The organism is Peptidiphaga sp. (genome assembly GCF_057238965.1).
This window is the reverse complement of record NZ_DBHHEV010000051.1, coordinates 3,314-11,162: the sequence shown is the minus strand read 5'-3', so window position 1 is coordinate 11,162 and position 7,849 is coordinate 3,314. Positions and strand designations below refer to the sequence as shown.

The 7,849-nt window shown below is 64.3% G+C and carries 9 protein-coding genes and 1 pseudogene; 8 read left to right on the top strand and 2 right to left on the bottom strand.

Going from position 1 to position 7,849, the window contains the following annotated elements; genetic code table 11:
* From ACO48X_RS07225 to ACO48X_RS07205, 5 genes are all read left to right on the top strand, one after another.
* Nucleotides 1-1,614 (top strand): PTS transporter subunit EIIC (locus ACO48X_RS07225; protein ID WP_485001415.1); only part of this gene is annotated, 1,614 nt, incomplete at its 5' end.
* Nucleotides 1,615-1,956: 342 nt separating this feature from the next.
* Nucleotides 1,957-2,286: a PadR family transcriptional regulator gene (locus ACO48X_RS07220; RefSeq protein WP_485001414.1), complete on the top strand. Its 330-nt coding sequence runs from the start codon at nt 1,957-1,959 to the stop codon at nt 2,284-2,286.
* Nucleotides 2,286-3,062: a permease prefix domain 1-containing protein gene (locus tag ACO48X_RS07215; RefSeq protein WP_485001413.1), complete on the top strand. Its 777-nt coding sequence runs from the start codon at nt 2,286-2,288 to the stop codon at nt 3,060-3,062. The genes ACO48X_RS07220 and ACO48X_RS07215 overlap by 1 nt, the downstream gene beginning before the upstream one ends.
* 120 nt (nt 3,063-3,182) lie before the next feature.
* Complete coding sequence (locus ACO48X_RS07210; protein ID WP_485001412.1) at nt 3,183-4,520, top strand: phosphodiester glycosidase family protein; 1,338 nt, start codon at nt 3,183-3,185, stop codon at nt 4,518-4,520.
* A complete protein-coding gene (locus ACO48X_RS07205) occupies nt 4,517-5,599 on the top strand; it encodes a glycosyltransferase (protein ID WP_485001411.1) in 1,083 nt (360 codons plus the stop codon). The genes ACO48X_RS07210 and ACO48X_RS07205 overlap by 4 nt, the downstream gene beginning before the upstream one ends.
* On the opposite strand, the gene tpx is transcribed toward ACO48X_RS07205, so the two are convergent.
* Nucleotides 5,572-6,066: a thiol peroxidase gene (tpx, locus tag ACO48X_RS07200; protein ID WP_485001410.1), complete on the bottom strand. Its 495-nt coding sequence runs from the start codon at nt 6,064-6,066 to the stop codon at nt 5,572-5,574. The genes ACO48X_RS07205 and tpx overlap by 28 nt on opposite strands.
* 172 nt (nt 6,067-6,238) lie before the next feature.
* Here tpx and ACO48X_RS07195 point away from each other — a divergent pair, with 172 nt between their 5' ends.
* The 3 genes from ACO48X_RS07195 (at nt 6,239) to ACO48X_RS07185 (ending at nt 7,514) form a co-directional block, all read left to right on the top strand.
* The gene (locus tag ACO48X_RS07195; protein WP_485001409.1) at nt 6,239-6,865 is read left to right on the top strand and encodes a phage holin family protein; all 627 of its coding nucleotides are present in this window, start codon (nt 6,239-6,241) and stop codon (nt 6,863-6,865) included.
* Complete coding sequence (locus ACO48X_RS07190; protein ID WP_485001408.1) at nt 6,862-7,182, top strand: DUF3618 domain-containing protein; 321 nt, start codon at nt 6,862-6,864, stop codon at nt 7,180-7,182. The genes ACO48X_RS07195 and ACO48X_RS07190 overlap by 4 nt, the downstream gene beginning before the upstream one ends.
* Nucleotides 7,183-7,310: 128 nt before the next feature.
* Entirely contained in the window at nt 7,311-7,514 is a 204-nt protein-coding gene (locus tag ACO48X_RS07185; protein ID WP_484989571.1) for a DUF3073 domain-containing protein, read from the top strand.
* A gap of 140 nt (nt 7,515-7,654) precedes the next feature.
* On the opposite strand, the pseudogene ACO48X_RS07180 reads toward ACO48X_RS07185, so the two are convergent.
* Nucleotides 7,655-7,849: pseudogene (locus ACO48X_RS07180) on the bottom strand (phosphoribosylformylglycinamidine cyclo-ligase); the annotation flags it as partial.

Sequence of the window (7,849 nt, the reverse complement as noted above, 5' to 3'; positions counted from 1 at the left end):
GTGCAGACGGTGTACAACGCCATCAACTCCCTGCCGGAGATGCAGGGCAGTCGCCAGCCGACCGACGCCGAGATCAAGGCCGCCGCCCGATCCGGCGGCCCGCGGGGCAAGTCCGCGTGGCTCGACACGTTTTTCGAGTTCCTCTCGGATTCGTTCCGCCCCGTGCTCGGCGCGCTGCTCGGCGCTTCGCTCATCATCACCTTCATGTCGATCATGGCGACGCTCAAGGTCGTCGGGAATTGGTCCGACCCGGAGGTGACCCTTTCGCCCTCGTCGACGTTCGTCAACCGCATGTGGCAGTCGGTGTTCACCTTCCTGCCTCTGATGGTGGCGTACAACGCCTCGAAGAAGGCGGGCGCCGATCCGTGGGTCGGCTTCGCAATCATGGCCTTCGTCATGCTTCCGGGCTTCACGGCGTTGGGCAAACATCCGACGGAGACCATCGAGCTCAAGGGAGGAAACAAGATTCCGATCGTGGAGGTCTTCGGCCTGCCGCTGACCGTTCCGGGCTACGGCTCGCAGGTGTTCCCGCCGCTGTTCATGGCCGTGGTCCTGGGGCTTTTGTACAAGCTGCTCAAGAGGATCATTCCCGAGAACGTGCAGCTCGTGTTCGTGCCTTTCTTGGCCTTCGTCGTCATGATCCCGCTGACGGCCTTCCTCATCGGGCCCGCCGGAATCTACGTCGGCGGCTGGATCGGAAACTCGCTCGGCGCGATCAATGGCTTCTCGCCGTTCATTTTCGCGATCATCGTTCCTCTCGCCTACCCGTTCATGGTGCCGGTCGGCCTGCACTGGCCGATCAACGCGATCATGCTCGCCAACATAGCCTCGCAGGGCCACGATTACATCCAGGGCCCGATGGGCGCATGGAACTTCGCCTGCTTCGGCGCGACGGCGGGCGTTCTGTTCCTCGCTTTCCGCGACCGGGACAAGCAAATGCGCCAGACGGCGACCGGCGCTTTGGCCGCCGGTCTCCTCGGAGGCATCTCCGAGCCGTCCCTCTACGGCATCCATCTGCGGTTCAAGAAGATCTACTCGCGAATGCTGCCCGGCTGCCTTGTGGGCGGGTTGATCATCGGCATCGGCGGTGGCGTGAACATCAAGGCATTCGTCTTCACTTCACTGTTGACGATCCCCACCTTTGACAATATCCCGCTTTACGCGATCGCCGTGCTCGCGGCCTTCACCACCTCCATGCTGCTGGTCATCTTCCTCGATTACCGCACGCCCGAGGACAAGGCCGCCGCGCGCGCTAAGGCTTCTGCCGATGCAGACGCGACGTCGGCGGAGGCCCCAGCCGACACGGCCGCCGCACCCGCCGGAGCTGCAGCGGCCGGAGCCTCGCCCGCCGGAGACACGATCGAGCAAAGCCGCGTCAAGGCCCTTTTCGCGGGTCTCGGCGGCCGCGACAACGTGTCGACGCTGGAGAACGTCGCTTCGACGCGTCTGCGCGTCGAAGTCCGCGATTCTTCGCTGGTCGATCTCGACGCTCTCAACTCCGCCGGCGTTGCAGGCGCCGCCGAGGTCGTCCCGGGAGTCTGGCATGTGATCCTCGGGCAAGAAGCGTCCGCTTTCGCAAAGGCCTCAAGCCTCTCGGGGGCATCCGCCAAGTAGCTCCACGGCCCACTGCCAACAACACCCCGGTTTGCCGCACAGTTCGCGCTGTGCGGCAAACCGTGTTCAGAGGCGCCCAAAGCGGAGGATTCGGCACTGACGCGTCCGGGCGTTTAAGAACAGACGGACTTTTCTCTGCCCCCAGAAAGTTCAAGAACAGACCGCCCCTTGCCAAAAGCTTGAGAAAACCGATTCCGAAAGCGCATTTGCGATACTACGTCTGACGTACTACGCTTATGGGAGTACATTCGGTCGCGCCCCAAAGCCTGCGGCTTCGGGTTCGATCGCGCCGCAATGTCAATCCCAAATAGACCGCGCGAAATCTCGGACGAAAGGAATCCCATGATCGGCGGCGACGCGATCCGCGGATACATCGACCTCATGGTCCTTTCGATTCTGCGGGAACACGCCTCATACCCGTACGAGCTCGTTAAAACCATCACCGAGATCTCAGGCGGCGCCTACACCATCAAGCAGACCACGCTTTACAGCGCGGTCAAGCGCCTCGAAGCCACGGGCCTCGTCGCCTCGTTTCCCGACGTTTCCGAGTCGGGAAAACCGCGAACCTACTACCGAATGACCGACGAAGGGCGAATATCCCTGCGCTCCAAAATCGCCGAATGGAAGGCCACGCGAGCCGTCGTCGATCGATTTGTGAAAGGAAGTCACTAATGGATGTCATCTACGCCTATCTCGACACCATGTTCTCCCCCTACGCCTCCAGCCCCCGCCTCGACGCGGCGAAAGAGGAACTGCGAGGGATGATGGAGGACGCCTACTCCGCCAGAGTCGCGCAAGGCAATTCGCACAACGAGGCGGTTGGGGCCGTCATCACCGAGTTCGGCAACCTCGACGAACTCGCCGAAGTGCTCGGCATTTCAACCGAACTCAATCGCATGAACAGCGCACACGACGACGCCCGCAACGCGACATCCCCCGGCTCGACGGCGCCCGATTCCGACGACGCCGCAGCGCGAGGCGCGAACCCCGCGAGCGCCCAGGCCCCGCGCACAGCCCCCTCGGACGCGCGCCCCGGAGCCTTCGCCGCAAACGGACGGGCCGCAAGCCGCACCCCGTCCCCCAAAGCTCCGAAGGCAGACTCGACGACAGGCTCCGCAGCCTCCGATTTCACGGCGACCCGCTTCATCGACCCCGGCGCGCAGGCGCGCCAACCGGGCAGACCGTCCGACAACAGGGGCCAGTGGCGGAGCTGCGGACGAAAGGAGGGAAACTGGGACGAGGAGTCGGGCACCCGAGTCGACGTCTTCGCGGCCATCTTCTGGCCTGTCATCACAGCCGTCTACCTTTTGTGGAGTTTCATCTGGCACGCTTGGGGCGTTTCGTGGATTATTTGGCCCGTCTCCGGACTTCTTTTCGGCCCCGCAGTGATCATCGCCTCGGCTTGGTTGAATCGCCGAGACAAGCGCAGGAGCAGCCCAACTCCCTAAACTCCCGCGAACCAATCGCAAATGGACCACAGTCTACTTTACGTTTTTCTAAAATTTTACTCCAGTAGACTTCCAGAAAAGCCTCAGTAAATCTCCTGTCCAAGCTTTCACACTTGAAGCATGGACGAGAAGACAACGCCTTTTAACAGCAATGCCGCCAAGAACGGACAGGAGCGCAAAAAGGCGGCCTCCACACCGCCACCCGTTGCGAGCGGGAGCAAACACCTTGCAAACGCCCGGGAGCAGCTTGCCGACAACCAGCCCGTCGGCAGCCAGCTGACCGCCGAACGCGTGCAGCCCGTCGGCAGTCGGCTGCCGGTCGAACGTGGGCTGCCCGCAAACGGCCGCCCCACAGGCGACGAACCCGCAGACGAACCCGCAGACGAATCCGCTGAGGGCCAGTCGGCAGGCGACCTTTCGGCATGCGACCTCCCCGCCGAGAGTCTTTCGCGCCGGAAGCGGCGGAAGGCCGCCAAGGCGGCCAAGCGCGCGGCCAACCCCCGCAAGCACAAGCGGCGGCGGCGCATCGTCGCGGCAAGTTCGCTCTCCGTCGCGCTCGCCGTCGGAACGGGAACCGCTTGGGCGCTCAACCGTTACGTCATCGACCATGTCGAAATCTCCAACGTCAAGGAGTACGAGGCCAAGCAGCAGGCGTCCGCATCGAACGCCGCGAAGGACTATTCAAGCAGCAACGTCAAAACGACGGTGACGGACAGCTCGTACACGGGAGCGAACGGCACGGTCAAGGTCGAACAGATCGCCACCGGCTCCGGGGACGACACTGTCACCTACTACGTCGCCACCGTGAAGCTCACGGACGCGACCGCCCTGAAGTCCGCCTTCGCCAACAACCAGTTCGGCCGCAACATCACCCAGAAAACCTCGACCATCGCCTCGAACAACAACGCGATTTTCGCGATCAACGGCGACTACTACGGCTTCAGAAGCAGCGGAATCGTCATCCGCAACGGGGTCGTCTACCGCGACGACGGCGCCCGCGCCGGCCTCGCCTTCTACCGCGACGGATCCGTGAAAATCTACGACGAAACCAGCACAAACGGCCAGAAACTCGTCAAGCAAGGCGTGTGGAACACCCTGTCCTTCGGCCCGTCCCTCGTCAAGAACGGCAAGATCGTTGACGGAATCGACGACGTCGAGATCGACACGAACTTCGGCAACCACTCGATCCAGGGCAACCAGCCTCGCACTCTGGTCGGCGCGAAGAAGGACGGCACGCTTGTCTTCGTCGTCGTCGATGGAAGGGACACCGGATACTCGCGCGGCGTCACGATGACGGAAGCCGCCAAGATTATGCTCGAGCAGGGCTGCGTCACCGCCTACAACCTCGACGGCGGCGGCTCCTCGACCATGTACTTCAACGGCGAGGTCATCAACGAGCCCTCCAACGGCAGCGAGCGCGGAACGTCGGACATCCTCTATGTGGAGAAGCTGTCATGATCGTCGTCATTCCGGCGCTCGAACCCGATCGCAGGCTTCCCGACCTCGTCTGCGACATCCGCAGGGAGCTTCCGGACGCGCAAGTCCTCGTAGTCGACGACGGATCCGGCCCCGCCTACTCCCCCATCTTCCAGGAGGCGCGGGACAACGGCGCGCGAGTCATCGGATACTCCAGAAACCGCGGGAAGGGCTACGCGCTGCGAACCGCCTTCCGGTGGTGCCTCGAAAACGCGCCCGGCCAGGAGGTCGTCTGCGCCGATTCGGACGGCCAGCACAGACCCGCCGACATCGCGGCGGTCGCCCGGGAGGCGCGCAGCGATCCGCAGGCGTTGGTGCTGGGAGTGCGGGCCTTCGCGGGCGGCGTGCCGGCCAGGTCTCGTTTCGGCAACGCGATGAGCGCGCAGTTCTTCAGGCTGGCGTCGGGAGTGAAGGTCGCCGACACCCAGACGGGGCTCCGCGGATACGGCCCCGACCAGCTCAAAGGCCTGCTCGACGTTCCCGGGGACCGTTTCGAGTGGGAGCTCAACGCCCTGCTGGCGGCTGCAGACGCCAAGCGGCGAATCGTGCAGACGCCGATCGAAACCGTGTACATCGACGCGAACTCGGGTTCGCATTTCCGCCCGCTTCGGGATTCGTGGCGTGTGTTCCGCCCCCTGCTCGCCTTTGCGGGCGCGGGAGTGTTCTGCTGGGCCCTCGAGCTCGCCCTCTTCCTGGCCTTGGCGGGCCATTTCAACCTTCTGGCCGCCGTCGTCGGCTCGCGGCTGACGTCCGGCGTCGTCAACTTCGCCCTCAACAAGCTGGGGGTGTTCCGCGACCATTCGACCGACAGGACGTGGAGTCAGGTCAGGCAGTACACCCTGCTAACGCTCGTTCTCATGGCGGTGACATACGCCGGCGTCGAAGCGCTCGGCCTGTTGCACGTGCCGCTGTGGCTGGCGAAGATCGCCACGGACGTCCTTGGGTTCGCCGTGAGCTTCGCGGTGCAGCGCCGCTTCATCTTTCGCGCCCGCCCGCACGGGCGGGCGTTGAAGGAAGGCTCGGGAAGGGCCCGTCAGAGCACCGCGACGGCGGCGTCGTAATTGGGTTCGTCGGCGATGTCGGCAACGAGTTCCCGGTGGAGGACGGTTCCCTCGGCATCGAGGACGACGACGGCGCGGGCGAGAAGCCCGGCCAGCGGAGTGTCGAGGAGGGTGACGCCGTAGTCCTTGCCGAAGCTCGAGCGGAACGAGGAGCCGACGAGGACGTCGTCGATGCCCTCGGCCGCGCAGAAACGGCCGGCGGCAAACGGAAGGTCAGCCGAGACGCAGACCACCGCGGTGTTGTCCAAAGACGCCGCCCGCTTGTTGAACTCGCGGACCGACGCCGCGCACACGCCGGTGTCGATGCTCGGGAAGATGTTGAGGACGACGCGCTTGCCGGCGAGGGACTCGCTCGTCAGGTCGGAAAGGTCAGCTGCCGTCAGGGCAAAGGCAGGCGCGGCAGAGCCGACTGCCGGCAGTTCGCCGACGGTGTTGGCGGGTTCTCCATGGAAACGAATGGTAGACATAAGCCAATTTTCGACGCATCGAGCGCAATCGCGCAAGACGCAAAAGTATCGCTGATAACGAACCGAGGGCCGCGGGCGGGGAGGAAAACGGTGCGTGGGCTTCGCCTTTTCCGCCTTCGTGGGTGAGAATAGTGTTGCATTGTCGACCGCCGCGATACGAAGGGGAATGAGGGTGGACAATTCTAATGCGCAAGAAGAGGCGCTGCGAGCTCGCGCGCAAGCAGAGTATGCGAAGCTTCGGGAGCAGATGCGCCGCCAGGACGGGGAGTCCCTGAAGGGGGCTTCGAAGGCCGCACGCACGGCCGCTCCAGCCGCTTCGGGAGCAGCCCCGGCGGATTCGCGCCCTTCCGGCGTCGGCGGCGCCCCCGACGGCCCAGCGACTCAGCCCGGCACCGCGTCCGCGCAGCCTTCGGGCGCGGGCAAGCCCACCATCGGCTCCCTCGTGGCAGACCTGTCCTCGCAGGCCTCAACCCTGGTGCGCGGGGAGCTGGAGTACGCTCAGGCGAACCTCAAGGCCAAGGTCAAGAACCTGGGGATGGGCGGAGTCCATCTGGGCATCGCCGCATTCATCGGCCTGTATGCGACGGGGATGCTTTTCGTGACTTTCGCCCTCGTCCTGGCGATCTGGCTTCCCGTGTGGGCGGGCTTCCTCATCGTGACGGCCGCGTTGCTGCTGTTCGCGGGAGTCTTCGCGCTTCTCGGAGTGAAGAAGCTAAAGGCGTCGCAGGCCTACAAGGTGTCCCCCGGCGACGGATTCGGCAAAGACGTCGCCGCCTTCAAGAACGGATTGGAAAAGTGAGCAAAAAACTCAACGACGACGACAAAGACATCCAGCAGATCCAGGCCAATCTCGTTGCGACCCGCGAATCGATGACCGCCACGGTCAACGAGCTGGCCGCGCGGCTCAACCCCTCGGCTCTGGCGGGGGACGCCAAGGAACAGGTCAAGGCCAAGGCCTCTCATGCCGCTGAGACGGTCAAGGGGGTCGTGTCCGACGCCAAGCGAGGAGACCGGCGCGCCTTGGCGATCGTCGGCGGAACCGCGGCGGCAGCCGTCGGCCTCGTTGCCCTGAAGTTCGCGCGCCGTCGGCGTCGGCGGGCCAAGAAACGCGTTTGAGGGCAATCGCACGCGTTCGACGTGGCGCTGACGCACCCATGCGCGCTAAGCTATAGAACGCGAACGGATGAGTAAACCATTGGGGCGCCGTTGAGCTTGCCCCGCGATGAGACGAAGGGGGTCGAGCCATGGGGCGCGGCCGTCAAAAGGCTAAGCAACGCAAAGTAGCTAGAGATCTCAAGTATTTCACCCCGGATACCGATTATGAAGCCTTGGAGCGCGAGCTCAAAGCGTCTTCAAAGAGCGACGACGAGCGGGACGACTACGACAAGTACGACGTCCCGCCCGCCACGGACGAGTGGGACGAAGACGACTGGAAGCCATCGCGCTGACGACGTCTGGCGAGGGCGGTGCAAGCGGGTTTCGCCCGTCCGCACCGCCCTCGCCAACCTCTCTCGTTTGACGAGCCAGGCTCTGGCTTGACGGCGCATTTTCGACGCCAGACTCCGCAAATTCAACAGTCCGCAGATTTTTAACTATAGGCCCCAAAGACCCGGACGGTTCCCCCGTGCACGCCCTTCGTTCCGGCCACGACTCGCTCTGAGGCCGCCGCGCGCAAAGCACCCGGGCCCGCAGCCGAACCGGCGACTGCGCGCGAAGCCGCCCCTGCGCCCGCATCGACATCCTCAGCCACGGCTCCGATCGGCCAGGCAGCGCAGCCGCAGGC